Annotated in this window: 20 protein-coding genes and 1 tRNA gene; 5 read left to right on the plus strand and 16 right to left on the minus strand. The window is 60.4% G+C overall.

What is annotated here, in order from left to right; all coding sequences use genetic code 11:
* Window positions 1-77: 77 nt before the first annotated feature.
* The 6 genes from ABD997_RS06430 to ABD997_RS06455 form a co-directional block, all read right to left on the minus strand.
* Window positions 78-476, minus strand: coding sequence for an ectoine synthase (locus ABD997_RS06430; RefSeq protein ID WP_345316183.1), 399 nt, complete (start codon window positions 474-476; stop codon window positions 78-80).
* A gap of 27 nt (window positions 477-503) precedes the next feature.
* Window positions 504-1,769 carry a diaminobutyrate--2-oxoglutarate transaminase gene (gene ectB, locus ABD997_RS06435; protein WP_345316184.1) on the minus strand — a complete coding sequence of 422 codons (1,266 nt, stop codon included), beginning with the start codon at window positions 1,767-1,769 and terminating at the stop codon, window positions 504-506.
* A complete protein-coding gene (gene ectA / locus ABD997_RS06440; protein ID WP_345316185.1) occupies window positions 1,766-2,275 on the minus strand; it encodes a diaminobutyrate acetyltransferase in 510 nt (169 codons plus the stop codon). Before ectA ends, ectB begins: the two co-directional genes overlap by 4 nt.
* 610 nt (window positions 2,276-2,885) lie before the next feature.
* The gene (locus tag ABD997_RS06445) at window positions 2,886-4,067 is read right to left on the minus strand and encodes a glutathionylspermidine synthase family protein (protein ID WP_345316186.1); all 1,182 of its coding nucleotides are present in this window, start codon (window positions 4,065-4,067) and stop codon (window positions 2,886-2,888) included.
* Window positions 4,068-4,742 carry a DUF1190 domain-containing protein gene (locus tag ABD997_RS06450; protein WP_345316187.1) on the minus strand — a complete coding sequence of 225 codons (675 nt, stop codon included), beginning with the start codon at window positions 4,740-4,742 and terminating at the stop codon, window positions 4,068-4,070.
* Between the two features lie 8 nt (window positions 4,743-4,750).
* Window positions 4,751-5,158 (minus strand): DUF350 domain-containing protein, encoded by a 408-nt coding sequence (locus ABD997_RS06455; protein ID WP_345316188.1) that lies wholly within the window; start codon window positions 5,156-5,158, stop codon window positions 4,751-4,753.
* A gap of 916 nt (window positions 5,159-6,074) precedes the next feature.
* On the opposite strand from ABD997_RS06455, the gene ABD997_RS06460 reads away from it, so the two are divergent.
* The gene (locus tag ABD997_RS06460) at window positions 6,075-6,614 is read left to right on the plus strand and encodes an isochorismatase family protein (protein ID WP_345316189.1); all 540 of its coding nucleotides are present in this window, start codon (window positions 6,075-6,077) and stop codon (window positions 6,612-6,614) included.
* A gap of 97 nt (window positions 6,615-6,711) precedes the next feature.
* Here the strand turns inward: ABD997_RS06460 and ABD997_RS06465 are convergent, their stop codons facing one another.
* From ABD997_RS06465 to cysK, 9 genes are all read right to left on the minus strand, one after another.
* A complete protein-coding gene (locus tag ABD997_RS06465) occupies window positions 6,712-10,029 on the minus strand; it encodes a prealbumin-like fold domain-containing protein (protein WP_345316190.1) in 3,318 nt (1,105 codons plus the stop codon).
* Between the two features lie 468 nt (window positions 10,030-10,497).
* Entirely contained in the window at window positions 10,498-11,157 is a 660-nt protein-coding gene (locus tag ABD997_RS06470) for a helix-turn-helix transcriptional regulator (RefSeq protein ID WP_345316191.1), read from the minus strand.
* 77 nt (window positions 11,158-11,234) lie between these two features.
* Window positions 11,235-11,903 carry a M15 family metallopeptidase gene (locus ABD997_RS06475; RefSeq protein WP_345316192.1) on the minus strand — a complete coding sequence of 223 codons (669 nt, stop codon included), beginning with the start codon at window positions 11,901-11,903 and terminating at the stop codon, window positions 11,235-11,237.
* Entirely contained in the window at window positions 11,897-13,057 is a 1,161-nt protein-coding gene (gene dapE, locus ABD997_RS06480) for a succinyl-diaminopimelate desuccinylase (protein WP_345316193.1), read from the minus strand. The genes ABD997_RS06475 and dapE overlap by 7 nt, the downstream gene beginning before the upstream one ends.
* Window positions 13,047-13,400 carry an ArsC family reductase gene (locus ABD997_RS06485; RefSeq protein WP_345316194.1) on the minus strand — a complete coding sequence of 118 codons (354 nt, stop codon included), beginning with the start codon at window positions 13,398-13,400 and terminating at the stop codon, window positions 13,047-13,049. The genes dapE and ABD997_RS06485 overlap by 11 nt, the downstream gene beginning before the upstream one ends.
* A 139-nt stretch (window positions 13,401-13,539) precedes the next feature.
* Entirely contained in the window at window positions 13,540-14,049 is a 510-nt protein-coding gene (crr, locus tag ABD997_RS06490) for a PTS glucose transporter subunit IIA (protein ID WP_345316195.1), read from the minus strand.
* Between the two features lie 18 nt (window positions 14,050-14,067).
* Entirely contained in the window at window positions 14,068-15,774 is a 1,707-nt protein-coding gene (locus ABD997_RS06495; RefSeq protein WP_345316196.1) for a phosphoenolpyruvate--protein phosphotransferase, read from the minus strand.
* Window positions 15,775-15,791: 17 nt separating this feature from the next.
* The gene (locus ABD997_RS06500; RefSeq protein ID WP_345316197.1) at window positions 15,792-16,049 is read right to left on the minus strand and encodes an HPr family phosphocarrier protein; all 258 of its coding nucleotides are present in this window, start codon (window positions 16,047-16,049) and stop codon (window positions 15,792-15,794) included.
* A gap of 187 nt (window positions 16,050-16,236) precedes the next feature.
* Window positions 16,237-17,211 carry a cysteine synthase A gene (cysK, locus tag ABD997_RS06505; protein ID WP_345316198.1) on the minus strand — a complete coding sequence of 325 codons (975 nt, stop codon included), beginning with the start codon at window positions 17,209-17,211 and terminating at the stop codon, window positions 16,237-16,239.
* Between the two features lie 444 nt (window positions 17,212-17,655).
* Here cysK and ABD997_RS06510 point away from each other — a divergent pair.
* Window positions 17,656-17,743: transfer RNA gene (locus ABD997_RS06510), tRNA-Ser, on the plus strand.
* Between the two features lie 149 nt (window positions 17,744-17,892).
* Here the strand turns inward: ABD997_RS06510 and cysZ are convergent.
* Window positions 17,893-18,654, minus strand: a complete 762-nt coding sequence (gene cysZ / locus ABD997_RS06515; protein WP_345316199.1) for a sulfate transporter CysZ — start codon at window positions 18,652-18,654, stop codon at window positions 17,893-17,895.
* 151 nt (window positions 18,655-18,805) lie between these two features.
* Between cysZ and smc the strand changes: the two genes are divergently transcribed.
* The 3 genes from smc (at window position 18,806) to ligA (ending at window position 25,447) form a co-directional block, all read left to right on the plus strand.
* Window positions 18,806-22,279, plus strand: coding sequence for a chromosome segregation protein SMC (smc, locus tag ABD997_RS06520; RefSeq protein ID WP_345316200.1), 3,474 nt, complete (start codon window positions 18,806-18,808; stop codon window positions 22,277-22,279).
* Window positions 22,280-22,298: 19 nt separating this feature from the next.
* Window positions 22,299-23,339, plus strand: coding sequence for a cell division protein ZipA (gene zipA / locus ABD997_RS06525; RefSeq protein ID WP_345316201.1), 1,041 nt, complete (start codon window positions 22,299-22,301; stop codon window positions 23,337-23,339).
* Between the two features lie 71 nt (window positions 23,340-23,410).
* Window positions 23,411-25,447, plus strand: coding sequence for an NAD-dependent DNA ligase LigA (ligA, locus tag ABD997_RS06530; protein ID WP_345316202.1), 2,037 nt, complete (start codon window positions 23,411-23,413; stop codon window positions 25,445-25,447).
* The last annotated feature ends 39 nt before the right edge of the window (window positions 25,448-25,486 follow it).

Raw genomic sequence — 25,486 nt, forward strand, 5'->3', positions numbered from 1 at the left:
CTGGGATGGCGAACGGGCGGGGGTCTTTGGATTAAGGGTCAGCCTCCTGAGAGGGAGGCTGACCTATTTCGCCTCTTTTAGGCGGTGACCTCTTCCGCCTCCAGCGGGTAGACGCCATCGGCGTCGTGCGTTTCTTTGCCGTTGAGGGCGGGGTTGAAAACGCAGGCGAACTGGATGTCGCTCTTGGCCCGGAGCAGGTGCTTGTCGTGCTTATCGAGGATGTAGATGGTGCCCGGCTTAATGGGGTACACCTTGCCATCGTCACAGGTTTCCACCTCTCCTTCGCCGCTGATGCAGTAGACCGACTCCAGATGGTTCTGATAGTGGATCGGAGTCTCGGTACCGGCGTAGATGGTGGTGATGTGGAAAGAGAAGCCCATGTTGTCGTTTTTCAGCAGCAGGCGGGTGCTCTCCCAGTTGTCGCTGACGATGCGACGTTGGCTCTTATTGGCGTCTTGCAGGTTACGAACGATCATAGTGTCAATCCTTTGCTCAAATGAAATTCAGGATACTTTGCGATTTTCTTGTTCCAGCACGGCATTCACGCTCTGGCTGAGGATGTTGAGTCCCTCCTCCAGCTCCGCCTGGGTGATGGTGAGGCTGCACAGGCACTTGATCACCTCGCCGTCGGCGCCGGAGGTCTCGATGATGAGGCCGCGCTGGAACGCCTCGGCGCAGATCTTGCTTGCCAGATCACCGGAGCGGCTGGCCAGTCCCTGCATCATGCCGCGGCCCTTACGGGTAAAGATCCCGCCGGCGCTGGCATTGATGCTGTCCAGACGTTGGGCCAGCCACTTGGCCTTTTTCTGGATCTCGAACTGGAAGGCACCATCCTGCCAGTAGTGGTTGAGGGCGGCCGTCGCGGTAACAAAGGCGTGGTTGTTGCCCCGGAAGGTGCCGTTGTGCTCACCGGGTTTCCAGCAGTCCAGTTCCGGTTTCATCAGCACCAGGGCAAAGGGCAGGCCGAATCCGGACAGGGACTTGGAGAGGGTGATGATGTCGGGCTCAAAGCCGGTATTTTCGAAACTGAAGAAGTGACCGCTGCGGCCACAGCCAGCTTGAATGTCATCGGCGATCAACAGGATGTCGTGGCGACGACAGATCTTCTGCAGGCGCTGCAGCCAGGTTTTGGTGGCGCAGTTCAGGCCACCCTCACCCTGGATCACCTCCAGCAGAACCGCCGCAGGGTGGTCCAGGCCGGAGCTGCCATCGTCCAGCATCGTCTCAAACAGCGCCAGGCTGTCGACACCCTCGGCATAGCCCTCGTAGGGGAGGCGGGTGATGTTACCCAGGCCCACGCCGGCACCGCCGCGGTGGTGCTGGTTGCCCGTGGCGGCAACGGCACCCAGGGTGCAGCCGTGGAAGCCGTTGGTGAAGGCAACGATGTTGCTGCGACCGGTGACCTTGCGGGCCAGCTTCATCGCGGCTTCAACGGCGTTGGCACCGGTGGGACCAGTAAACTGCAGCTTATAGTTCATCTCCCGGGGCGCCAGGATCAGCGACTGAAAGGTGTCCAGGAACTGCGCCTTTGCCTCGGTGTGCATGTCCAGACCGTGGGCTACGCCATCATTGTTGATGTACTCCAGCAGCGCCTCTTTGAGCACCGGGTTGTTGTGGCCGTAGTTAAGTGTTCCGGCGCCCGCCAGGAAGTCGAGATAGCGCTTGCCCTCCTGATCAAACAGGCAGGCACCCTGGGCGCGACCAAACATTACGGGGAATGAGCGGGCGTAGCTTTGAACGTCGGATTCAAGCTGATCAAACGGAGTCATGAAATCACCTTTTGTTGAGTAAATGGGCCGATACGGAACTGCATCTCGGTCTGATGCTGATCTTGGAAATGGCGTTGCTGGTCGAACTGCACCGATTCCTTACCGTCGCACTCCAGAGTGCGCTGGAGTCGCTTGAACAGTGCCCAGGAGGCGTCGTTATCCGGCGTGATCGTGGTTTCCAGGAAGGAAACGTCACGACAGGCGGGCTTCGCCAGAAGCTGGCACAACATTCGATGCGCCAACCCCTGTCCGCGCGCCTCGGCAGCGACCACCACCTGCCACACAAACAGGGTGTTGGGGCGTTCGGGGATCCGGTAACCGGAGATAAACCCGATCAGGCGGCCGTCCTGGCGGGCGGCAATGGCGGTGTCGGCAAAGTGACTGCACTGCAGCAGGTTGCAGTAAAGCGAGTTGGGATCCAGCGGGGGCGAGTTCTTGACCAGGGCATGCAACTCGACGGCGTCCGTTGCATCAGGGGTGGTGAAGGTGGTGTTTAGACCAGACATCTCTTTCCTTGACGAAGTTCCATTCGTTATCGAATGGCTCAAAATGTTAGGGTTCGTATCATTCGAATGCAACCATAATGTTAATGATCGTGGTGATGGGTGTCACCAGGACGTTGGACGGAAAAGTTTACAATTGGCCGGAAAGGCCTGGTGCAATGGGAATCTTGCGACTTTCCAGTACGTTGAAGTTGCGGTTTGGTCGAGGAGATCTTCTTGAGTTTTCCTCGGGAGAGCGGGGAACGTTTCGTTCGAAAGCGTAATCAAGACGGCATTGGGTGATGCGATCCCTTAAAAATGATACCGGTACGAATCATTCGTTGTGTAACTCAGTGGGTGGCTGGGTATAACTGCAGTGCAGGGGCCGGTTCCGAGGGGCCCCGAAACCGGGGTTGGAAGAGGACGCCAAGGGTTTGGGTGCCGGAGCCGGATGTGGCTCTTTGCTGTTGCCAGAACGGCAGGACTTAGTGGACGAGACTTAGTGGACAGGAATCACGAATCAACGTACCCGTGCAACCGCGAGTATGGAGGCCGTTGAAAAAAGGCGGCCCCGATAGGGCCGCCTGGTGATGCGCTCTTGTACGCCGGGTAACTAAACGCGGCGGGTCGCCCCTCAGGGCAGGATACAGTGAGGGATGAAACGGGAGAGATCCTGGGTGATGCGGCTTTGATCCTCCCGCACCGAGAGGCCAGCCGCTCTCTCTCCAACGACCCAGCTGCCCAGCAGGGCGTGATCGACCTGACCCTGACCATCATCAAAGCGGGGCAGATCGGTAAAGCCCTGGTAGATGGCGCCCTCTTCGCCATACTCCCCTCCGGAGCGTTCAATCACTTTGCCCTGGTCGAGGATCTCGATGTTGGCGCCCTCACGAGAGTAGAGGGGCTTTTTCACCAGCCGCTGCTCATCGCACTGGTCCAGGTGATCGGGGAAGTAGGCGGGCAGCAGGTTGGGGTGGCCGCGATGCCGATACCAGAGCACCGGCAGGATCGCCTTGTTGGAGAGGACCGACTTCCAGGCGGGCTCGAGCCAGCGCACATTGGCCTTGGCCAGATGCTGGGCAAACTCCTCCCGCAACATGAACTCCCAGGGATAGAGTTTGAAACAGGCGCGGATATCCTCGCCATCCGGGCTCACGAACTGATCCTGCTGGCCCAGGCCGATCTGCTCGATGGCGGTGTAGCGGGTGTCGAACCCTGCTTCGGCGGCACAATCCTCCAGGTACTGGACGGTGCCGCGATCCTCGATGCTCTCTTCGCAGCTGGCGAAGTGAAGGGGAACCGGCGGCCACTGGGTTTTGAGCTCGGCGAAGCGGGCGATCAGCGCTTCCTGGATCCCGTTGAACTGGTCGCTGCCGGGGGCCAGGGTGCCATCCTTGAGGCGATCCTCCAGCCACAGCCATTGGAAAAAGGCGGACTCGTAGAGCGAGGTGGGCGTGTCCGCGTTGTACTCCAGGAACTTGGCTGGGCCCGTCCCCGAGTATGCCAGATCCATCCGTCCGTAGAGGCTCGGCTCCCTCAGTCGCCAGGAGGAGGCGATCAGGTCCCAATGGGCTTCGGGAATGGCGAAGCGGCGCAGCAGGTTCTCGTTGTTGACCACCTCATCCACCACCTCCAGGCACATCTGGTGCAACTCTTCGGTGGGGGCTTCGATGTCGTTCTCAATCTGCTTAAGGGTGAACGCGTAGTAGCGGCTTTCGTCCCAATAGGGTTCTCCATACATCGTATGAAAATCAAACCCGTACTCCTGGGCTTGGGCCTGCCAGTGGTCCCGGGGGGTGATCAGGTGACGCTGCATCTAACCCCCGAAACTGCGGCTGGTGGTGCGGCTGCCGGTTCGGCTGGCCTGGGCTTTCTGGGCGGCCATGGTGCCAAACCCCCCGGTCCGGGTGACCCGGGTGGGGGCAGAGGGTTTCTGGAACGCGGAGGGCGCCGCCCGAACCGTACGATCACCGCGATTACCCACGACATCGCCCTTTCCGGTGACGATCTTGTCCTTGATGGGGGAGTTGGGGGCGGAGGAGCTGTAGACGGGGGCCTGGCGCGGGGCACGGCCTCCCATCAGGTTACCCATCATGTACCCCATCATCATCGGCATGAACCAGCCGCCACCGGTTGAGGCCTGGGTGGTTCCGCCGGTTTGGGGATCCATCGGGGCCTGGCTGACGGGGTTCTCCGGAGCCGGCTCACAATTGCCCACCCCGAAGTCCGCTTCACACTGGGCCTGGCCATCGAAGCGGGGCGCGGTGGCCAGGTGGTCCATCTGGGCGGAGCCAAATACCTGGTCGCACAGTTGAGGCTGGTCCGGATAGACCTGTTTGCACTCTGCGGCGTTTCGATAGATCTGCGCCTCCTCCTGTCTCGGGGCCGGTGAACAGCCACTCAGGGCCACCGTAACGGACAGGGCTACGGCAGAGGCGGTGGGCAGGGATTTTCGGAATCGGGCGCGCCGAACGTTACTACTGCGTTTCATGCACTCTCCTAGTAGGTCATGCAGGCGGCGTTGAACAGGCCAACGCTGATATTGATGCTGGCCAGTACCACGGCACCGGCGATCTCATTGTTTTTTATCTTCTCGACGATGCTGGGCAGCACCACGAAGCGGACCAGGGTAAAGGTCAACAGCTGTGCCGCCATGGCGATACCCGCCCAGATCAGGAAATCGTTGTAGGCCACCGAGTTGCTGGCGGCCGCTGCCAGGGCCAGGGTGAAGCCGAGCAGGGCACCGCCGATACTGATGGCCGCGGCGGTGTTTTTCTGTTGCGTCACCAGGGTCCACTCGTCGTACGGGGTCAGCAGGGCGTAGAGGAACTTGAACAATACCATGGCAGCCAGGCCGGTACCGAAGTAGGTAAGAAAGGGCAGCAGGCCCTGCAGTGTCGCGGTCATGATGTGCGCTTCTGATTGAGAAAACTACCGCAAGTTATCGCTGATCAAAGGGTAAATAACAAGGTTCGCTCTATTAACCTGCCTGTTTTTGCACGCTTTCTATCGTTAAGGAGCACGGTTGCCAGCACCTTGGCCTGCTCTTTCGTTGGCAGGCCCGCCTGACAGTGGCGGCGTAGGATGATGGCAGACCCCGGCCGTTAAGGCCATCGCGTTGGTTCGCGACCGGGGCCGAAAAACGCCATGACCGGGCAGAACTAATAACCGGTTGTACCGGATACGGCACGGCAGGGTTTTGCTGTTGCCAAAGAGTGAGTTCGGTTTTGATCTGCGCGAGGCAAAAGGGTAGGGGCCGAGAAAAAGGCGCTCAGAAACAAAAGCAGAGAGGGAAGTCGCGGCAAGGGGAAGGAAAAAGGGGCCTTTCGGCCCCCGGAGTTCTTTGTAAACCGAGCGAAGTTACGCCGCCTTGCTCTTTTCTGCCTCTTCGGGCGTGGTCTTGCGGGCTTGACGATCCAGATCTTTGATCATCTGTCGGGTGCGTTTATTGCTGCTCTTACGATTGGCCATTGGGCGCTCCTTTGCTGACAAAACCAAGTTTTATCATACGCATGCGAATGTTGTTTCGGCAAGGGGAGAAATCGGATGCCCCTGGCTGGCGTGCGCCTGGGATAAAAATCGATTGAGTGAACGGCACAACCACCCGGTGATGGGCATCTCGGTGGGCGGATTCGGCGTCAACCGCCGAGCTGCTCGGCGGATGCCGCTGGGGACGAGATAGGGTGAGATAGGATGAATTGGAGAGAAGCAGGGATTTGAATTACTTAACCGCGACTCTGGCTTGCCTTCAATCATCACAACGATTTTGCCGCGATAAGGGGAATGGCCTAAATTTGGTGTCGGTCCGGAACAGGAGAGTGGCATGTTATCAAGAGAAACGGCAGCGCTGATGCTGGTCGATGTTCAGGGCAAACTGGCCCGCACCATGACCGAGCCGGACCGTCTGATCCAAAACCTGGCGACCCTGATCCAGGGCGCACAGGCGCTGTCGCTGCCCATCTTCTGGATAGAGCAGTATCCCCAGGGGTTGGGGCCCACTCACTCAGAGCTGCAGCGGCTGCTGGATGGGGTTAAACGCTATGAAAAGATGAGTTTCGGCGTCGGCGGTGACCCTGAGCTGATGTCCGATCTGGCCGTCAGCGGCCGCCACCAACTGCTGCTGTGTGGTATTGAAAGCCATGTCTGTGTCTACCAGTCTGCGGCCCAACTGCTTCAGGCGGGGTTCGAGGTGGATGTGGTGGTTGACGGAGTGGATGCCCGCACCCCGCTGAATCGCCGGCTCGGCCTGGAGCGGATGCAGCGCCTCGGGGCCCATCTCACCTCGGTGGAGATGGCGCTGTTTGAGCTGACCGAACGCTGCGATGACCCGGCCTTTAAGAGCATCCTGTCGCTGGTGAAGTGAGCGGTTTCTCGCTGCGAGCAAAATAAAAAAGTGAAAAAATATCGAGATAATAAAAGGCGGCTCATATGAGCCGCCTTTGGGTTATCCCGGTTTTGTCTTAGTTACAGACGGCACCTGGAATGTTGTTGTTGTAGTCATCCAGTTGACCGGCAAGGGTGTTGAGCAGGGCACCCAACGCACCACCATCCTTGTCTTTGCCTTTGCCAAAGCAGGCGTCGCCTTTGAACTTGGCGTCCTCCAGCGCCTGGTGTGTCGCGTTCTGGAGTGTGGTTAGTTCCCCACAGCCGGCGCCGGCAACGGCGTTCAGTTCGGACGCCAGGAGCTGTGAGCCCGCATTGAAGCAGGGATCGCTGGCTTGTTTATGACCACTGGTATCCCGTTTATCCAGTACCAAAACCGCGCTTTCACAGTCGGTGACCGCATAGCCATATTGGTCTTGGTCATCGATCCCCAGGAAGATAGTGCCACCGGCCGCTGCCAGGGTCTCATCCAGTACAGGATCCTGGTTGCCTTTGCCGTCACAGCCGGTCCAGTTCTTCCAGAAGCCGATGGTGCGGGCGTCACCTTCTGGGGGCGGGGTATTATCCACCGTGAAGGATCGACTCTCGCCGGCCGACAGGGTGAAGTTGACACAGTAGGTACTGTTATCCGCCTCAGGGCTCTGAGAGTTAGGCACGAAGTAGTTCATGATGCTGGTCGTCCAGCCCGGCAGCACGCCGGTTTCACAGAACTGGTAGTCACCAGGCAACAACTTGGCCACCCCTCCTACATCCTCGCAATCCGGCTCGCCGGCGAAACACGCGAAGTCCACCTCGGTGTAGACCGTTGTCGTGGTGGTCGCTTTGGCGATGACAGTGCCGTCACTGCTGGTGCTGGCCCCCTTGCGGATCTCGAAGTGGAAATCCATCGACGGGGCGCCGTTGCGCTCTGTCTTGGTGACGTCAACCATGGCACGCTCCACGTTGGTGAAGGTACAGGTGACGGTTTCACCCGGGTCCACATTGAAGGTCGCGGTGGCGGTTCCTAGGTTGCCACTGCTGGCACCGGCACTCCCTACGACGGCCTCCTGGCAACTGATGTCGGTCAGATCCCAACCGGCGACCTCCGTTTCTGTGACGGTGTACTGACCGGGGGGCACTTCCAGCTCCAGGGTCTCGTTATGGCCAAGGTTACCCACCAACGCACCGCCAAAGGCGAATTCCTGCGTTGAGGTGGTCGGCTCTGTCAGTTTCTTAACCACGATCTTGCCGTTTTGGATGTTGGTGATGGTGCATTGGAAGGTACACCCGAGCTGCGCCAGATAGGCGACGCTGAATATGCACGCATCTTCGCCCTGTGTTGTCTTGTTCAGGCTGGTATCAAAACAGCCCGAAACCACCAGGGTTTCCAGCGCTTTCTGTTGAACCCAGCCGGCTTTTTCTGTTTCGGTGATCTTGTACTGCCCCTCATCGGCACCGGCAGCGAACACTCCGCCACTGAGGTCGAATGACGCGAAGTTATCGTTACTGCCAACGGAGAGCGTATCATCCTCGGCGGTACTTGCACCTCCACCCGGTAGCGAATAGTCAAGCAGGAAGTCCCAGGAGAGTGCACTGGGGTCCAGTACCGGCAAAGTGACTTTGCGCCCTTGGATATCGGCAAAGAAGTTAGCCGCGGGTTGGTTGGTGAAGGCCACGGTCTTGCTGCAACTCTCCGGGCCGTTGGCAACGAGCGACACCATTTTCGGGTTGGCTCCTTGCGCATTCCAGCCGTTAGCGGCCTGCTCGGTGACGGTGTAGTCGCCGGGAGGTAGGTTCTCGATCAGGGCTTCGCCGTACGTGCTGCCTCCAGGGATGGTGATGGTTTTGCTGGCAACCTGCTGCCCGCTACTGTCCTTGACGGTAAACACCCAGTCGGTGTCGGAACTGATGGAGATGGTCAATGTTTTGGTGATCTTAAGATCGATCTTGGGATCCGTGGTGAAGTCCGTTTTCGCCGAGGCATCTACGGTGACATTCTCCGCCAATTTGATACTGGCGGTGTCCTCCAGGGTTCCATCCACATCCCGACCTTTCTCCACGCTGACGGTCTTGGTGAAGGTGATGGTGGCACTGTCGCTCAAGGCAACGGACTGCCAGGTGACCGGACCATTGGTGCTGTTGGTTGGGGTGTAGTCCAGGAAACTGCCGCTGGCACCGGTGGGGTCATCGGTGTAGAAGTCATAGTAGTCCGCACCGGCACTGATCTTCTCGACGTCCGTCACGACCACTTGCTGATTTACTGTGTCACCGGGGGCGATGTCGCCGTTGGGCAGGCTGTACTCGGCGGCAAGAGTGCCCGCAACGATGGCACCTCCGCCCAAGATATCATCGACTTCAATAATGCAGCTGAGCTCATTACGAATATCCCGGGTACCGGCGGCCAATTCATGTTCGATTTCCGGGCTCACCATGCTGCCGGCGGCAACTTCGAACTCGTAACCGGACACGGTAGCGACCAGGATCTCTCCCTGTGCATCGTTGGGTTCATCGCCATAGACCTTGTCTTCGCAGGTGTAATACACGGTGCGACTGGAGGGGTTGGTGGCGGAGATGACGGTTGTGGCGGTGAGGGAGTCGGCCTGGGTTTCGCCCTTGGTGAGCTTAATTTCGACGCTCACGTCCTTGCTCAGTTCACTGTCTTCGAGGTCACAGGTATTGCCAAAGCCAAAACTGACCGGATCGGCGGATTTACTCAATGACCACTTGATGGTGCTGTCCTCCACGGCACTCATGGTTTTGCTGAGCACCTGCGGCTGAACGTCCGAGGGGATGGGGATACTCTGATCTCCCGTACCCGCGACCACGAAGGCCCGGTTGCTGGAACCGCTGATGAGGCTGGATCCGATCGCCAGGCGGAAGGTGGTGTCGATCACGCATACCGTATCGGGGTCTTGGGTGATCTCCACAACCTGAACCACCTGGTTGTAGGCACCACCGATACCAAAATCGCCGATCTGGTTGGGACCTTCCTCAGTCACAACACAACTTGCGTCGGAAAGCTCTTCGACCAGGCCTAACACGGTAATCCGGTCGTAGCCGATCTCAAGGTTGGTGGGATCCATGACGATCTTGTTGTCGCCACCTATCACAATTTTGTAGGTTTCTGCACTGGCGGCGCCGGAGGAGTCTGTCCCGATTCGGTGAGGTACCTCATCGAGTTCTTCCCACTGCTTGCCGAGGTTCCCGTCGGTGTAGGAGTCCCCGGTATCCGGCCAACCGGGATCGGTTAGGTAGTCGTTGTCACAGTAGAAGACACCATTGCCTGGGTCGTAGGTCGTTTCGGTGCTCTTGTCGAGGTTACAACCCTCGAAATCGAAGCTGTAGGCGTTGCTCGGGGCGTCTGCTACAGGGTCATACCCCGCAATGGGATCGACGGCGTGGACACCGAAGCTCATCAACGCGCCCAAAGTCAGTGAGGTGCCAAGCACCAGAGCGCGAAGAGGATGACATCGGGAGGTCGTAATGGTGGGCTGGCAGGCTGTGGAGCAAGAGCTCCCACCTACCAGCGGCGTTTTGACTGGACTGCTTTTCATCGTTTCTACTCCTGACAAAACCAGTAAGAAGTCCTGCAACGGGATCGATGCGGGTCATGAATTTGATGACAGCAAACGCGTTTAGCCGCGACCGGAAAAAGGTCGTGTCTGAGGATGAGAATCGGGGACGCATTCGCTACGGAAACTGTATGTCGGGACGGGAGAGATATCTCTGAGTAAGAGGGACTAGGCAAAATTACTTACATTTGTCTAACGCATTGTTTTATATGTGATAAATCCCAGTGGTTCTGGCTGTGACGTGCGTTTCAAGACGGTGCTGTGAGTGCCATTGCAGGGCGCGCTGCTATGAACACCGTTGTAAAACTGGGGTCAACCAAGATCCGGGCGCTGTATTTGCAGCAGACGACTCAGTTGGGTGCGCCGGTGGATCCCGAGTTTGTGAAACACCGAGGCCAGGTGGGTATGGACGGTGCGCTCGCTGATGGTCAGCTGTTTGGCGATCTCCTTGTTACTGAATCCTTTCACCACATTCTCGCTGATCTCCCGCTCCCGCTCTGTCAGGCACTCCCAAAGGCTCGGCGCTTTGCCCGTTTCAGGGGGTTTTGACTCTGGGTTCAGGGCCAGTTTCAGCATCTCACTGGCGAGGCTGCGGGGTAGCCAGAGCTCCCCGTTGGCCAGGGACGCTGCCAGCCGGTTCAGATCCCGCTGGCGCTCATAGCCCCCGAGCCAGCCATAAAAGTTGTGCCCGATAAGCCGGTTGAGCACAGTCATTCTGGGCTGGTGGCCAAGCAACATCAGGCGGGTCTTAGCGGGGAGTAGCAGGACGAGGCACTCGAGCTGCTGCTGGGGAAGGGCGTCGTCCTGGATGATCAGAAGATCGAACTCTTGGCTAAGAAGCGGGTCGCCATGGGAGAGGTGCTGGCACCCCATTGGAGGTTTTAGTTGGAACAGGGGGTGTTCCTTGAGGGCGAAGAAAAGGGGCATCGAACGCTTGGCCGTTTCGACGGCCCAACCTGTAACAAAGATCATACCGCTGTCCTGTAACCGGCGTTGTGCCAAATTATAGAAGACAGCGTGGCCCCGGTTTGACCTGGAGTGAAGCGGGACTAGGGCGCAGAGATGCGATAGCAGTAGCGCTCAAGCAGGCCCGGCAGTTGGGCCAAGATGGTGGGTTTGAGGGCGATCTCCACCTCGGACAACTGGGCTGCCAAGGCCTCCGCATCGAGCTGTGATAGGCTCGGCACGGCGATGGGGGCGTAGCTGAGGTGCCAGGGTTCCGGTTTGACGCCACCGAGGTCCGCCCGGTAGGGCCGGTAGAAGCCGTAGTCCGCCATATTCTGCTCCAACCATTCGCTGAGCTCATGGCAGGGGCCGCCTGAGTCATACTCCCAGGGCTCCAGACGGAGGTCATCCCGGCTCAGGGCGCTGGCATCAAAGATATCGAGGTCCGTGCCCCAATGATGGCGGGAGGTGCCGGGCAGGGCAGACCAGGCGAGGATGGCGTCGAGAATATCCGCATCGCTCATCAGGGTGACATCGCAGGGGCGCTGGTGGGCATCCATCAGGGGCCGGGCGCCCCGGGCTTTGCCGTTGAAAATCGCCAACTGGCGCTCGAAGGAGCGCCATCCTGAGGCTATCTCTAACTGGAAGCCGGCTTGTCCGGCTCCCTCGCACAGCGCTTCGAACGCCCGGGCGGTGCGTCGCTCCAACCTCTGTCCCTGACAGCTGACCAGGTGGTCATCACTTAAGCCAAGCAGCGCATCCCCTTTTAACACAACAGCTTCTCCATGATGCGCTGGTAACAGAGCGCCAGCTGTTCCAGGTCCGCGATGCGAACGCACTCGTTCACCTTGTGGATGGTGGCGTTACAGGGGCCAAGTTCGACCACCTGGGCTCCGGTGGGGGCGATGAAACGCCCGTCGGAGGTGCCGCCACTGGTTTGGGGATCCGTCTGCCGCCCGGTGATCTCGGCGATCGCCTCACAGGTGGCGGTGAGCAGCTCCCCCTCGCCGGTCAGGAAGGGCTCACCGTTGAGGATCCAGTCCAGGTCATACTCCAATCCGTGGCGATCCAACACCTCCATCACCCTCACCTTCAGGGTATTGGCATGGCTTTCGGTGCAGAAGCGGAAGTTGAACTGTACCTCCAGGGTGCCGGGGATCACGTTGGAGGCCCCGGTGCCGGCGGAGATATTGGCGATCTGAAAACTGGTGGGGGGGAAGTAGTCGTTACCCTGATCCCAAACCGTCTGCGCCAGTTCCGCCAGGGCGGGCGCCGCGCGGTGAACCGGGTTGTCCGCCAGGTGGGGGTAGGCGACGTGGCCCTGCACCCCCTTGACGGTGAGGTTACCGGTAAGGCTACCCCGGCGGCCGTTCTTCACCACATCGCCAAGCAACTTGGTGCTGGAGGGTTCACCGACGATGCACCAGTCAATCTTCTCCTGGCGCGCCTCCAGAGTCTCGATCACCTTGACGGTGCCGTTGATGAAAGGGCCCTCCTCGTCAGAGGTGATCAAGAAGGCGATGCTGCCGGCGTGCTCCGGGTGGTCTTCAAGAAAGCGGCGGGTGGCCACCAGGGCGGCGGCGAGGGAGCCTTTCATATCGGCGGCGCCGCGCCCATGGAGCATGCCGTCGATGATGGTGGGCTCGAAGGGGGGCGTTTTCCAGAGCCCCTCATCGCCGGTAGGCACCACATCGGTGTGCCCGGCGAAACAGAACAGCGGCCCCTGCTGGCCCCGGCGTGCCCAGAGGTTGGTGGTGTCATGAAACACCATGGATTCAATTTCAAAGCCCAGAGGGGCCAGGTAGTCCGCCATCAGGGTCTGGCAGCCTGCATCCTCGGGAGTCACGGAGCGGCGTTGGATCAGGTCACAGGCCAGTTCGAGCAGTTCGCTATCGGCAACAGCCGATGTTTGGGATTCACTGGCCATACTGGGTGATCCAGCGATCGTAGTCGGCGGCCTTGAAGCCCACCAGGATATGGTTGCCGGCGGCGAGCACCGGGCGCTTTATCAGTGTCGGATGGGCCAGTATGAGGGCTTTAGCCTTCTCGTTATCCATATCGGCCTTGTCGCTGTCATCCAGGGTACGCCAGGTGGTGGAGCGGGTGTTAAGCAGCACCTTGTGTCCCACCTTGGCCAGCCAGGACGCCACCAGATCCGCTTCCAGTCCGTCGCTACGGAAGTCGTGAAAGTCATGCTTCCACTGCTGTTGTTCCAGATACTTACGTGCTTTTTTTACCGTGTCGCAACTCTTGATGCCATAGAGGATCATTCGACGCTGTCCCTGTTTTCGGAATGTGTCGGGCATTGTTGCATTGGCGCTGCGTTGGCTGCAAGGCCGTACTTTGGATAGCTGGGGGAGGGAAGAAAAGGGGCTCCTGCGTGCTGGCTTTTGAGCCCTGAATCAGGAGTTAGAGCTCGACCCGAAGGATCCGCGTTTGGCCGGCGATCACCTCGCCCTCATCCTTCTCCATCGAAGCGACATCTTCCATGTTGGCGATCACCACCGGGGTGAGCAGGCTCTTGGCGTGCTCTTTGAGATAGTCGAGATCGAACTCCAGGATGGGGTCGCCGGCTTTGACCTGTTGACCCTCCTGGGCCAGACGGCGAAAGCCCGCACCACCCAGTTCCACGGTATCGATGCCGAAGTGGACGAAGAGTTCCAGTCCCAGGGGGGACTCCAGTGAGAAGGCGTGGTTGGCATCAAAGAGACGGCCTATGGTGCCGTCGATGGGCGCCAACACCTGGCTGCCCTGGGGATCGATGGCGATGCCGTCACCGACGATCTTCTCGGAGAAGACCACGTCGGGAACGTCTTCGATGGCGACGATCCGCCCGGAAACCGGTGCGAGGATATCCACCCCATCCACCGGGGTTTCCCGGTTGGCCACTATCCTACGCAATCTACTGAGAAAACCCATTTACATGCCTTTGTATTTTTAAGATGGTGGCGCGAAATTTGATCCAATGGTAGCTGATAATCCCGCAGCGAGACAATCATTTAACAGCGTATTGAGCTGTTCGCAGGTGTCACATTCCAGCGCCTTTTCAAGCAGTTTCCGGCCCTGTTGATGCCGGTACTGGTGGATGAGGTGCTTGACTGGGCCGGATTGGCCCGCCGGGATGCTTAACTGCCTGAGGCCCATCGCCAGGAGTAGCCAGATGGCCCGGCTGTCTGCACCGAGATCACCGCACAGGGAGAGGGGCAGTCCATGGCGTAAGCTGGTGCCACAGCAGTAACGGAGGATCCGCAACAGGGGGGGGCTCAGGGCCGGGTAGTGGGGGCTTACCCTGGGGTTGAGCCGGTCGGCGGCGAGGCAGTACTGGGTCAGGTCGTTGCTGCCGATACTGGCAAAGTCCAGGTAGGGGGCGAACAGTTCCAGGCAGCAGGCAGCGGCCGGGGTTTCCACCATCATGCCCAGGGGAAGGTCCGGTGTCATGCGTAGCCGCTGTTTGACCTCATCCAGTACCCGGCGCAAGGCATGGAGCTCTTCGACCAGGCTGACCATCGGCAGCAACAGCTTGACCGGGTACTCCATGGCAAGGCGGACAACTGCTTCGAACTGTGTCTTAAGGTGTTCCGGCTGCTGCAGGCCGAGGCGGATCGCCCGCACCCCAAGGGCGGGGTTGGGCTCCTGGAGTGCCAGTCCCGGTAAATTTTTGTCGGCGCCGAAGTCAAAGCTTCGGATCACCAGTGGCCGCCCCTCCAATTGCCGGGCGATGGCCCGGTAGAGCAGGTATTGCCGCTCGGCACTGGGCCAACCCCCTTCGGCCATGTAGAGAAACTCGGTACGCAGCAGGCCGACCCCGTCCAGGCCCGTCTTGGGGATTAGGGCGGCCTCCTCGTCGCTGCCGATGTTACCAAAGAGCCAGACGCGTTCACCGTCGCCGGTGACCGCCGGTTGGGGCAGCCGTTCGTCAAAGTGTCGCTGCTGTTGCCGCCATCGTGTCATGGCATCGGCAAACAGGGCCTGATCCGACGCCTGGGTCGCCACCGTTAACTGGCCCGCATCGCCATCGAGCAGGACCGGGCCCGCACAGAGACGCTGGCAGGCATCCTCCAGGACAATCCCCGGAAGGCCTGCGCTGCGAAGCAAGATGGCCAGGTGATCTGTGCTGGTGCCCTGGGCCAGTATCAGCCCAGACAGGTGCTGCTTGGGCAGTTGAATAAACTCCGCCGCAGTCAGTTCCGGCACCGCCAGGATGGTGTTCTCGGCGAGGTCTTGCGGCAGGGAAAGGCTCTCTCCGCGACTGCGCCGAGCCATCCGTTGGCCAAGGCTGCGCACGTCGCGGCTGCGTTTGAGCATCTGGGGATCGTCCAGGGTGGCCAGCAGGTCGGCGTGTTCCCCTAAGACCTGGCCGATGGCGCTATGGAGGGCGTCGCCGGCATCGAGCCGATGATGGATCTCAAGGCGCAGCTCCCCATCATCCAGCAGCAGCCGATCCGCCTCAAGCAACTGACGTTCACTGGGGGTCAGGTCCTGACGCAGTAGCAGGGTGTCCAGTGCCGACAACTCCTGCTGCAGGAGGGTGTCCAGATCCAGCTCGGCGGCCTTGGCAGGAGGGGGGCTTTGGCTGTCGCAGGGGTGTAACTGCCCCAGCGCCATGCCGGGACTGATGGGAATGGCGCTGAAGACTTTGGACATGCCGGGGATCCTTGGAGTTAGGTCAGTTCGGCCAGGAGGGTGGCGAGCGTCTCGACCGCCTCATCGCTTTGTGGCCCCTCGGCGCACAACCGGATGGTGGTGCCCTGGCGCAGGTTCAGGGTCTGGAGGCGAAACAGGCTTTTGGCACTGGCACGACGGCCGTCGCTATGGATGGTGATGTCGCAGGGATACTGCTGGGCCGCTTTAACCAAAAGCGCGGCTGGACGGGTGTGAAGCCCGTGGGGTGCCCTGATAGTAACGTCGCGTTGCTGCATGGATTCGGACGGTGGGTTGGGTGGTGGCTTTGGGCGCAAAGGATACTGTTACCCCCACGGCTGGTCAATTCCAAGCCGAAAATGACTCGCTCGTGTTCGTGAGGAAGCGGTGTAAAGGGGAGTGTTCACACAGATAAAGAGAAAGCGGCCATGGGCCGCTTTCTCAAGGCAAGGGTGCAGCAGGGGGTTACTGCACGTTTTCCGCGTCGGTAAAGACGCCGGCGAACAGGGCCGAGGAGAGGTAACGCTCCGCGGCGGAGGGCAGCACTACGACGATGGTCTTGTCTTTGAGCTCCGGCTTGGCGGCCAGCAATTTATTGACCGCGACCACGGCGGCTCCGGAGCTTATCCCGGCGAGGATCCCCTCTTCATCCATGAGTCGACGTGCCATGGCGATCGACTCGTCGTTACCCACGGTGATCGCCTCATCCACCATCTCCAGGTCCAGGTTGCCGGGGATAAAGCCGGCACCGATCCCCTGGATCTTGTGGGGGCCAGGAGTGAGCTCCTCACCCCGAAGGGCCTGGCTGATTACCGGCGAGTCCTCAGGTTCCACGGCAACGGTGTGGATCGCTTTCCCTTTGGTCAGTTTCAGGTAGCGGCTGGTGCCGGTGAGGGTACCACCGGTGCCCACGCCGGCGACGAAGACATCGATGGCACCGTCGGTGTCGTTCCAGATCTCCGGCCCGGTGGTTTTTTCATGGATCTCTACGTTGGCCGGGTTCTCGAACTGCTGCAACAGGACGTAGCGGTCCGGATTACTGGCGCGGATCTCTTCCGCTTTAGCCACGGCGCCTTTCATCCCCTTTGCACCCTCGGTCAGCACCAGGTTTGCGCCCAGGGCCTTGAGCAGTTTACGACGTTCCAGGCTCATGGTGTTGGGCATGGTCAGGGTGATGGGGTAGCCCCGGGAGGCGGCAACAAACGCCAGGGCGATGCCGGTGTTGCCGGAGGTCGGCTCGATGATCTCTTTACCTTCGCCCAGAGTTCCGCGTTTCTCTGCGTCCCAGATCATGTTGGCGCCCAGCCGGCATTTCACGCTGAAGGAGGGGTTGCGTGCCTCGATCTTGGCCAGCACATTGGTGCCCTCGGTGACCCGGTTCAGTCGAACCAGGGGGGTGTTACCGATAGAGAGAGAGTTGTCATCGTAAATCTTTGCCATAGCTGCTGTTTCCTTCGCTGTAGACGGGCTAACTGATGTTAGCTTATCCGCTGTGCTCGATGGGGGAAGTGACGTTTCAGCATTCCTTATGCCCAATCGTAATTAGCGGCCGTGTATTTGGAATAACGTTGCAAGTGTGGCCGGTGGTTGGGACCAGGCGATTGATAGATATGAGAAAGTTGATCGAATCCATTTTAAGCAGCGCACCGCTTTTTTTTCAGCGGATGACCCCTTTACCCCGATAATGGCAGGCGAGCGCTCTCTTCTTGGACTCGGCGACAGTCTCTGCGGGTTAAAAAAGGGGCGGCAGAGGGGGCGCAAAAGAAGGGAATTGGTGAAGTTGTGCCCAAACGCACGAAAAGAGGCGGATCGGCGCTTGACCCCTTGGGGGGCAGGACGTAAAGTTACGCCCGCTGACACGGCAGAGTGTCTCAGCAAAAAATTGGTCAGGTGTCCGAGTGGCTGAAGGAGCACGCCTGGAAAGTGTGTATACGGCAACGTATCGAGAGTTCGAATCTCTCCCTGACCGCCATACAGTACAAAACCCACCCTCGAGGTGGGTTTTGTCGTTTCTGCGCCCGGGCATTCTCTTGTGGGGTATTTGCCCGCTGACTGCTTCCGGGTTCGGCCACGTCAACCGGCGGGGGTCAACACGCCGGCGACGGGTGGAGCTCCTGAGCGTTACGGCAGATCGTCAAAGCGCCCATGTACCTCCCGGTACTGGTCCACCCAGAGTGCGGTGGCCCCGCAGATCGCAACGGGCATCAGGACCAGGTTGAGCAGTGGGATCATCGCCATCACGGCGGCACTGGCGCCGAAACTGAAGCTGCGCCAGCGCTGCATCGATAGGGCATCGCGCATTCGGCTGAAGGGCACCTTGTGGTTATCAAACGGGTAATCCAGGTACTGCACCGAGAGCATCCAGGCGGTAAAGCAGAACCAGATCACGGCGCCGATCCCCGGCACGAACAGCAGGATCAGGCCAAACAGCAGCGCCCGGGGCAGGTAGTACATCAATTTGGTCCACTCCCGTCCAATCAGCCTCGGTGTGTCCTTGATCAGGTCGATTACGCCGCCGGTATCCAGCGCCTGGCCCGTTAATTTTTTCTCCACCTGCTCCGCCAGCAGGCCGTTAAAGGGGGCGGCGATGAAGTTCATGATGGCGCTGAAAAGGAAGGACGCGCTGATCAGCACGGTCACCACCGCCAGGGGCCAGAGCACCACATCCAGCCATCCCAGAAACTCCGGCAGCCAGGCCACCACTTGCTCGATCCAGACGCCCATACGCTGAAACAGCCAGTAAAAGGCAAACGAAAACAGCAGCAGGTTGATCCCCAGGGGAAGCGCAACGAATCGGCGCAGCCCCGGTTGACGGATCAGTTCAAAGCCCTTGATGAAATACTGCGCGCCGCTGGCGCCTTGAGGAAAAACCGGTTCTCGCATGATCTCCAACCATAAGGATGAGGGAACTCTCATTGTGTTGTGATCCTCGCCACCGGGTCAACATGACTCGGATTTCAGGCTGTTACAAAACATTGAAGGCTTTGGTAAAGTGGCGGAATTCCCATTCTCAACTGAGATGCCCAGGCCCCTCATGCGGCTGAAACTTATTAAGCTGGCTGGCTTCAAATCTTTTGTCGACCCCACCAAGGTGCCCTTTCCCGATGCCATGACCGCCATTGTCGGGCCCAACGGCTGCGGCAAATCCAACGTGATTGATGCGGTGCGCTGGGTACTGGGGGAGAGCAGCGCCAAAAACCTTCGTGGCGACGCGATGACGGACGTGATCTTCAATGGGTCCACCGGTCGTAAAGCCTCGTCGGTGGCCAGCGTCGAGCTGGTGTTTGACAACAGCGAGGGACGCCTCCAGGGGCAATATGGCAGCTACGCCGAGATCTCGGTGAAACGTCAGGTCAACAGCGACGCCCAGTCCAGTTACTTTCTCAATGGCAGCAAATGCCGCCGCCGTGACATTACCGATCTCTTTGCTGGGACCGGCCTGGGGCCGCGCAGTTACGCCATCATTGAGCAGGGGACGGTTTCCCGGCTGATCGAGTCCAAGCCTCAGGAGCTGAGGGTATTTATCGAGGAGGCGGCGGGGATCTCCCGTTACAAGGAGCGGCGTCGCGAGACGGAGAACCGGATCCGTCACACCCGGGAGAACCTGGAGAGGCTGCAGGATGTGCGCACAGAGTTGGCGGCCCAGATTGAGCGTCTCCATCGTCAGGCGGAAGCCGCGCGTCGTTTTCGTACCCTCAAAGCGGAGGAGCAAACCCTTCAGGGGCAGGTGCTGGCGCTGAAGTGGCGGGAACTGACCGAACAGATCAGTGGACTCGACGGTCGGATTGCCGAGTTGGAGCGTGAAAAGGATCAGCGCCAGGATGCGGTGAGCGGTGATGAAGCTGAGTTGGTGCGGCTGCAACAGCAGAAGAGCGACCTCACCGCCGAACTGGAACAGCAGCGACAGCAATGGATGCAGGGCAGTGCCACGGTGACCCGTCTGGAACAGCAGATTTTGCATACCCGTCAGCAGGCTCAGCAACTGGAGGAGGGGATCCGGCAGCTCCAGTCGGACCAGGGTCAAAGCGAAGCCCAGTTGACCATTCTGATTGAGGAGCAGCAGGCGCTGGAGGCGGAGTTGATTGAGCAGGCACCGCAGACCGAGCAGATGGTGCAGCAGGCGCAGCTCCTGGAGGAGGCGCTGGAGCGGCAGATGGCCCAGTCCGAGCGGTTGGAGCAGAGCCGGGAGCAGCAGCGAGCGAACAAAGAGCAGGCGGAGCGAACGCTCCAGGTTAACCAGGTGGAGCGTGCCGCGATCACGCGTGAGCGCCAACAGATCCAACAGCAACAGGCGCAGTTGCAGGCACAGTCTTCACAGTGGCTCAACGAGTCCGAGGCGAGCGCACGCCGGCAGGTCCTGGTCACGGCTATCACAGAGAGTGAGCAGGCGCTGGCATTTCAACAGCACACCCTTGACCAGACCACCGAAGCGGCTAACGGCCGGGAGCGGGAGCGGGAGGCGACGCAGGCAGAGCGCGCAGCGGGCCAGGAGCAGCAGGCCAAACTGGCGGGGCGGTTGCACTCCCTTGAGACCCTGATCCAGGCGCGGCAACCTGAGTTGCCGGCCCCCTTCGATCGCCTGCCCCGGGCCTGGCAGCAGATCCAGGTGATGCCCGGTTGGGAAGCTGCCCTGGAGCAGGTGCTGGGTGCGCAGGTGCAGGCGGTGATCGGCGCCGATGAACTCCCCCTGCCTGCGGGGCTGTCCCGGCTTGCCCCGGTGCCGGCAGAAGCTGCTTTCCCTCAGGATAATACCCATCGGGCGTGGCCCAGGTTGCTTGAGTGCGTCGACAGCCCCTTTAACCTTGAACCCTGGCTTGGTCATGTCTACTGCGCCGACAGCCTTGAGCTGGCACAACAGCGCCTGGCCCAGTGTGATCCCCACGAGTCGATGGTCCTGTCGGATGGACGCTGGCTGGGGCGGGGCTTTGAGATCGCACCGGGCAGCACGGAGTCGCCGCCACTCACTGCGCTGTTGGCGCAGCAACAGGAGACAGAGGCGCAACTGTCGCAAGTGGTGGCCAGCCTGACCACCGTCGAAAAGCGGTTGCAGGATACGGACCTGGGTTGCGCTAACGACAAGCGGCAGATTGAGCAGCAGCGTAGCGAGCTGCAGCGAATCAAGGAGGAGCTTCGGGATCACCAGGTGACGCTGGCACAGTGGGATCGGGAGTTGACGCGGCAGCGTGAGCAGCGGGCGTTTACCGATGAGCAGCAAGCCGGGTTAGCGGAGCGATTGGAGCTCCTGGCAGAGAAGGAGTGGGAGCTGGATGAGCAGCGCGAAGCCCAATTGCAGCTGCTGGAGCAGGCTCAACAGGTTTTGGCGGATATCGAGCAGCAACGCGAGCAACAGCGTGAAAACCTTAAGCAGCAGCAAGCGCAGCTGAGCGAGGTTAACCGTCAGTTGCAGCAGGGGCAGCTTCGTCAGCAGCAGGTGGAGACCCGGTTGCAGGGGCTGGCTCAGCGACAGGTGCAGGCTCGTGAGGCGGCGCAGGGATGGCAACAACGGCTGGAGCAGTCCCAGCAGAAGCTGGAGGCACTTGCTTATCCGCGGGAGGAGTACGAGGAAGCGTTGGAGCAGGCGCTGGTGCAGCGCGGCGAAATTGAGGCGGTACTGAACGAACAACAGGAAGCTCTGGCGTCGCTGGAGCAGGCCCTGCTGGCACTCAATGAACGGCAGCGGAGGGCACAGGCTGCGGTCAATGAGGTCGCCGAGAAGCTCAACCAGCATCAATTGACCCGGGAGGGGTTGAGGGCACAGGCACAGGGGCAGCGAGATCTGCTCCATGAAGTGCAGATTGACCTGCAGCAGGCCCTGACTACGCTCACCCCTGAGATGGTGCTGAGCCAGTGCAACACTCAGCTGGAGAAGGTACGGGATAGGATCCGCCGCTTGGGCGCGATCAACATGGCGGCCATCGAAGAGTATGATCAGCAACTGGCCCGAAAGCAGTACCTGGATGACCAGGACCGGGATCTGACCGAAGCCCTGGAGATGCTGGAGAGCGCCATTCGTAAGATCGACCGGGAGACCCGCGCCCGTTTCAAGGAGACCTTTGAGCGGGTCAATGCGGATCTGGGTCACCTCTTTCCCAAGGTCTTTGGGGGCGGGAGCGCTTACCTGGCCCTGACCGATGATGACTTGCTGGAGGCGGGCGTCACCATCATGGCGCGGCCGCCAGGCAAGAAAAACAGCACCATCCACCTTCTCTCCGGTGGTGAAAAGGCGCTGACCGCTTTATCATTGGTATTCGCGATTTTTCGCCTTAATCCAGCGCCTTTCTGTATGCTGGATGAGGTGGATGCACCGTTGGACGATGCCAATGTCGGGCGCTTCTGCCGATTGGTTAAGGAGATGTCGGCCACGGTGCAATTTATATACATCAGCCACAACAAGGTCAGCATGGAGATGGCGGATCGCCTCACCGGTGTGACCATGCACGAGCCGGGCGTGTCCCGTATCGTTGCCGTTGATATAGAACAGGCCGCCGCCATGGCTACGGCCGGATAAGTTTTGGGGTAACACCACTATGGATGACATGCGCATCGTCTTTATCGTTGTTGGTCTCTTGGCCATCGTCGGGCTCTGCGTGCACGGCTTCTGGTCGCTGAGAAACAGCAGTCCCGCCCGGAACCGGCGCACCAAGGCGGCCCGCAAGAAGGCGCCGGTCAGCCGAGTGGAGCCTTTGTCTGGAGGCGATGAGGGGGTGGGCCCGGTGCGGGTGACGGCCAAAGATAAACCCGCCTCCCCAATGAAGGCGACGACCACCGAGTCCGCCCCACAGCCCCAGACCCCACTCGCCACGCCGAAGTCCGCACCATCGACCCCCTCAGAACCCGCAGTGCCTTTGCAGCAGAGCTTGCTCGGTGAGGAAGAGTTTCCCGAGGTGAGCAAACCGCGCCCGAGTCGTCCGCGTCCCGCCCGGCGCGAGCCTGAGATGGGCGATGACCCGTTCCAGCTGTCGTTGCCGGAGGAGGAAGAGGAGATCCGCCTCGACTCGACGGCATCGCCTGAGAAGGCGGCGGTGGCACCGAACGCCGGGATCCCCAAGGACGCCGGTGAAGCGGTGGCCGAACAGCTCCGGTCGGTTGAGGAAGAAAAACCCCAGGCTGTCGCCCCGGCAGAGCCGGAGGAGGCGACGCTGCCCCAGGAGCCTGTGGATGTCCTGGTGCTGCATGTGGTGGGGCGCAAGGGCCCGATCCTGGGCGAGGAGCTGCTGCCGAACCTGACGACCATGGGCTACAAGTTCGGCGAGATGGCGATCTTTCATCGTCATCAGCACAGCGCCGGTACCGGTCCTGTCCTGTTCTCATTGGCCAACATGATGCAGCCTGGCACTTTCGACCCGGATAATATGGAGCAGTTCACCACAGAAGGGGTGGCGCTCTTTATGACACTGCCCAGCCATACCGATGCCCGCATCAACTTCTCCATGATGCTGGGCAGTGCCCGTGGCCTGGCGGCACTGCATGACGCCGAGTTGCTGGATGACCAGCGTCAGCCTTGGAGTGACGGGGCGGAAGCCCGCTACCTTGAACGGATCAGGCGGGCAGAATTAAGCCCGGCGTAAGGCCCCAACCCAATTGATGAAGAAGGTCGCCGGCGGCGGCCTTTTTAAGATCCAACCCGATGGATATTCTCATGAGCGACACTGCCCAACAACGTATCGAAGAACTTTCCCAAAGGCTGAACCAGCATAACTATCAGTATTATGTACTCGATAACCCCAGCATTCCCGATGCCGAATACGACCGTTTGATGCGGGAGTTGCAGGCGCTGGAGCAGGCCCACCCGCAGCTTCGCCGTAGCGACTCTCCAACCCAGCGCGTCGGTGGCGCCCCGCTGGGACACTTTGAACCTGTGACCCATCTGCAGCCGATGCTGTCATTGGACAACGCCATGAACGAGGCGGAGTTCAGTGCCTTTCACCAGCGCGCCTCCGAGCGGCTTCAGGAGAGCCAGATCCAGTACTGCGCCGAGCCCAAGTTGGATGGGATCGCCGTCAGCCTGCTCTACCGTGACGGGGTGCTGGAGCGGGCCGCCACTCGCGGTGATGGCACCACCGGCGAGGATATCACCACCAACGTGAAGACCATCAAGGCGGTGCCGTTGCGTCTTAACGGCGAGGATTATCCCGAAGTGATGGAGGTGCGGGGGGAGGCCTTTATGCCCAGCGCCGGCTTTGCCGAGATGAACCAGAAGGCCCAGGCAGCGGGGGAGAAAACCTTCGTTAACCCGCGCAATGCCGCCGCCGGCAGTTTGCGGCAACTGGACAGCCGCATCACCGCCCGTCGCCCCTTGAGCTTTTTCGCCTACGGCGTGGGCAGTGTTGACGCCCCCCGCACCCCGTTGGCAAAGAGTCATTACGATCAGCTGCAGCAGCTCAAGGAGTGGGGCTTACCGGTTTCCCCCCTGGTGGAGCAGGTCGAAGGCGAGGAACAGGCGCTGGCCTACTTTCGCAAGATCGGTGAGCAGCGACCGGAACTGCCCTACGAGATCGATGGCGTGGTGCTCAAGGTCGACCGGCTTGAGCACCAGGCCCGCCTTGGTTTCGTGGCACGGGCACCGCGCTGGGCCATCGCCTGCAAGTTTCCGGCCCAGGAGGAGCTGACACTGCTCAAAGGGGTGGATTTCCAGGTGGGGCGCACCGGCGCGGTAACGCCGGTGGCTCGCTTGGAGCCGGTGTTTGTGGGCGGGGTAACGGTGTCCAATGCGACCCTGCACAACGGCGATGAGATCGCTCGACTTGGCGTGAAAATTGGCGATACCGTGATTGTCCGCCGGGCCGGGGACGTGATCCCCCAGGTGGTGGCGGTGGTGGAAGATCGCCGGCCCGAGGACGCTCAGGCGATCCTCCTGCCGGAAGCCTGCCCCATCTGCGGCTCTAAGGTGGAGCGTTTCGAGGGGGAGGCGGTGGCCCGCTGCTCAGGCGGTCTCTTCTGCGAGGCCCAGCGCAAGGAGGCGATCAAACACTTTGCGTCGCGCAAGGCGCTGGACGTGGATGGCCTCGGTGACAAGTTGGTGGAGCAGCTGGTCGATCGTGAGCTGGTGCATACCCCGGCGGACCTGTTCAAACTCTCCGCTTCGACCCTGACCATGTTGCCCCGCATGGGCGTCAAGTCGGCGCAGAAGCTGGTTAAGGCGCTGGAGTCTGCCCGTACGACGACCCTGCCAAAGTTCCTCTATGCCCTCGGGATCCGTGAAGTGGGGGAGGCCACCGCGGCCAACCTGGCGCGCCACTTTTGCACACTGGACGCGCTGCGCAGCGCGGATCTGGATGCCTTGCGTGAGGTGTCGGAGGTGGGCGAGGTGGTGGCGAAGCACATCTTCTACTTCTTCCGTCAGCCCCATAACATCGAGGTGCTGGATACGCTGATTGACCCCGAGGGTGCCAACATTCACTGGCCCGAGATAGAAGCGGTGCCGGAATCGGAACAGCCGCTGAAAGGTCAGACCTGGGTATTGACCGGCACCCTGAGCCAGATGTCCCGAGCCGACGCCAAGGCGGCACTGGAGGCGTTGGGTGCCAAGGTGTCCAGCAGTGTGTCGAAAAACACCGACGTACTGGTGGCGGGGGAGAAGGCCGGTTCCAAGTTGACCAAGGCGACCGAACTGGGCGTCGAGGTGATGGACGAAGCGGGGCTCCAGGCCCGCCTTGCTCAGCTGAGCAAGGCCTGATCCTTCGGCGTCCCCCTCCTCATCGGGGGCGTGGCCTGC

The organism is Ferrimonas gelatinilytica (genome assembly GCF_039544205.1).
In the GTDB taxonomy this organism is placed as follows: Bacteria; Pseudomonadota; Gammaproteobacteria; order Enterobacterales; family Shewanellaceae; genus Ferrimonas; species Ferrimonas gelatinilytica.